The following is a 3061-nucleotide window of genomic DNA, read 5'->3' on the forward strand; positions in this document are numbered from 1 at the left end:
CTTGAAGTCCGGATCCTTCCAGTCCGGGATCCCGTCGCCGTCGGAGTCACCCTGAAGGTCGGGGTCCTTCCAGTCGGGGATGCCATCGCCGTCTGAGTCGCCCATGCCGTCGCGAAAGTCCGGATCCTTCCAGTCAGGGACGCCGTCGCCGTCGGAGTCGCTGCCCGGCAGGCCCGAGCGCGGCGTCGGGTCGTCGAGACCGGCCGCCTGGGTGCCGGGGCCGTTGCCCAGGCCGGAGTCGCGGCCACCGAGCGTCGGCGCGGCACCACCACCGGGGCCGCGCATGCCACCGCCTGCAGCCGCGCCACCGAGGCCGCCCGCGGGTCCACCGGCACCGCCGCCCGCACCGCCGCCAATGCCCATCGGCGGCATCATCATCGGGCCGCCCTTGCCTCCCTTGCCGTTGCCGCCACCGGCACCGTTGGGATCGATCAACGCCTCGTAGAGGTCGAGGTCCTCATCGGCGTCGTTGAACCGGTCGCTGATGTTCACAGCCCCGGCGCGCGTCGACAGCCGGTCGTTCGGCTTCTCGGTCATCGGTCATCCTTCCCTGGGTCGATCCATCCACCGACCTGCAGCAACGGACGCATCGTGCGTCGCTGGAGGTCCTCGAATCGAGCGGAGATTTCCTCATATTCACCGGGCTCGACGACCGGTTCCTGCCACTGCGCGTACGCGGCCCCGAAGGCCTCGCGCACGGAGTCGATGATCTTCTCGGTGCGCGCCGAGGCCAGCCAGCGCTCGTCGATCTGCAGCGCGCTCGGCCGGCGGTTCTCATCGAGCGCCACCGTCACCTTCTGGTTGGCGCTGTGCCCCACCGCCTCCTCGTGGATCACCCGCTGGGGGCGTACGTCCTGGCGGCGATGCAGGGCATCGAGCTCGGCCGACAGCTGCAGCGACTCTTCGATCAGCGCGTCGAGCCCGATCTCCTCCGCGCTCAGCAGGCGGCCCTCGTAGGGCGGGTAGGCGGGGCGCTCCTCGACCTCCAGCTCGTCGCGGGCGTACAGCCGGCCGAGCGTCGCATCCTTGGCGGCCTGCAGGATGCGGGCCGCCAGCGGCCCGTCCCCACGGTCGCGCCACGCGGTCGAGACCTGAACGCGCGTCACCGTCCACATCTCGTCGGCCCAGACACGCACGGTCTGGTGGGCGTCGGCGCAGCCGCCCGCGTCGTCGGCGCCCAGGTCGGCCGCGGGGGTGGGCGCCGGGGCAAGGGCCGCGTACGGCTCGTCGTCGTCGTCGGAGCGGGGCCGACGGCTCAGCGCGTCGACGGCCAGCTCGTCGTCGTCGGCCAGATCATCCCAGGTGGTCACGCCTTCCAGCGTGCCAGTTTCTCAGCTCAATTGGACTCAGGATCGTCGGTCCACGTCGAGTAAACGGCAACTTCCGGGCTCTGCCGACGCAGCACCGTCCGCCACAGCTTCTCGGGTTGTGCTCCGAACACGTCGGCGTACGTCGCGTCGGCGACGAACCACCAGCCCTGCGCGAGCTCCAGCTCCAGCTGACGGGCCTCCCAGCCCGCGTAGCCCGCGAAGATCCGCAGCGACGCGTACGCCCCCACGACGAGCTCGATCGGGGTGTCGAGGTGGAGCAGGCCGACGTCGGCGAACACGCGTCGCCAGCCGGGGGGCTCCTCGTCGCCGGCGAGCGAGGCCAAGCAGATCGCGCCGTTCTGGGAGACCGGCCCCCCGTCGAAGAGCACCTGAGGGGCGCACACGTGGCGGGTCCATGTCGGCAGGACCGACTCGAGCTCGATCTCGGAGAACTTGTTGAGCACCACGCCCAGGGTGCCGGTCTCGTCGTGATCGAGCACGAGCACGACGGCCTGGTCGAAGATGCCGTCGTTGACCTGCACGTGCGACACGAGCAGGTCGCCGGGCTTCACCACGCCGCCCATCAGACGTTGTGCCGTTCGTACGCGGGCTCGCGCCACCCCATGATGGCCTCGCACATGCGGGCGGTGTCGACGCCGCCGGCGACGTCGTGGACGCGCAGGATGCGGCCGCCGCGCTGCACGCACCAGGCCGCCGCCACCGCCGAGCCGACCAGACGGTCCGGCTTCGCACGGTCGAGGGTCTCCCCCACGAAGTCCTTGTTCGACACGGCCACCAGCGTCGGCGGGCCCAGCGCGGCGAACTCGTCGAAGCGGCGGCACAGCTCGAGCGTGTGGCGCGTGTTCTTGTTCAGGTCGGGCCCGGGATCGACGACGACCTGGTCGTCGCGCACGCCGGCCGCCCGGGCGGTCTCGTGCAGGGCGACCAGCCGGTCGCGTACCTCGGCGACCACGTCGGCGTACGCGGGACGCGGGTGGTGGACGCCCGGGGCGGCGAGCGAGTGGGTCAGCACGAGGGTGGCCCCGGTCTCGGCCACCAGAGGTGCCATGGCGGGGTCGTACAGGCCCGAGGTGTCGTTGACCACCGATGCCCCGGCGGCCAGGCAGGCCGCGGCCACCGCGGCACGGGTCGTGTCGACCGAGACGACGACGTCGCTGGCGGAGGTCACGCGCTCGACCACCGGGACGAGACGCTCGATCTCCTCGGCCGCAGAGACCTGCTCGGCGTCGGGTGAGAACGGTACGCCGCCGATGTCGACCCAGTCGGCCCCCGCCTCCGCCGCCGCCAGCGCGGCGTCGACGGCTGCGTCGAGTGCGAACGTGCGGCCCTGGTCGTAGAACGAGTCGCGCGTCCGGTTCACGATCGCCATGACGGCGACCTGACGCTCGAGGTCGAAGCTGCGTCGACCGATCTGACGGGGGGCCATGGGAAAACGATAGCGGCGCTCCCACGACCCAGGGCGCGGCGGCGTGGCGGCGTGGCGGCGACCGTTGGAGCTCGAGGAACCCCAGCAGGGTCTCGGCCTCACCCGCGGCCAGGGGCGGCTCGTGGCGTCCCTCGGGTCCCATGCCGGTCGGTGTGGACCGGACCGGGAGGCCCCCTCGCGATCGCGAATCGGGGACGACATCCCCGCTTCTCCGGGGACGTGACGAGGCCCCGACCTGTGCGGGTTCTAACGGTCCTCGCAACACCTCGAGTTTTGGGGAGTTGCGAGGACCGTGTCGATTGAG

At 71.6% G+C, this 3061-nt stretch carries 4 protein-coding genes; all 4 read right to left on the reverse strand.

Going from position 1 to position 3061, the window contains the following annotated elements:
• The coding region (locus ACYVGD_RS02480) for a hypothetical protein (protein WP_460741394.1) at positions 1-537 on the reverse strand (537 nt) is incomplete at its 3' end.
• A complete protein-coding gene (locus ACYVGD_RS02485) occupies positions 534-1310 on the reverse strand; it encodes a hypothetical protein (RefSeq protein WP_460741395.1) in 777 nt (258 codons plus the stop codon). The genes ACYVGD_RS02480 and ACYVGD_RS02485, both read right to left, overlap by 4 nt.
• Before the next feature lie 26 nt (positions 1311-1336).
• Positions 1337-1894 carry a YqgE/AlgH family protein gene (locus tag ACYVGD_RS02490; RefSeq protein ID WP_460741397.1) on the reverse strand — a complete coding sequence of 186 codons (558 nt, stop codon included), beginning with the start codon at positions 1892-1894 and terminating at the stop codon, positions 1337-1339.
• On the reverse strand, positions 1894-2757 hold the full coding sequence (folP, locus tag ACYVGD_RS02495) for a dihydropteroate synthase (RefSeq protein WP_460741398.1): 864 nt from the start codon (positions 2755-2757) through the stop codon (positions 1894-1896). Before folP ends, ACYVGD_RS02490 begins: the two co-directional genes overlap by 1 nt.
• Between the last annotated feature and the right edge of the window lie 304 nt (positions 2758-3061).

This window comes from Mariniluteicoccus endophyticus (genome assembly GCF_054780035.1).

Coding starts and splice junctions, on each gene's coding strand:
- folP (WP_460741398.1), bottom strand. CDS start 2,757: ATGGCCCCCCGTCAGATCGGTCGACGCAGCTTCGACCTCGAGCGTCAG.
- ACYVGD_RS02490 (WP_460741397.1), bottom strand. CDS start 1,894: ATGGGCGGCGTGGTGAAGCCCGGCGACCTGCTCGTGTCGCACGTGCAG.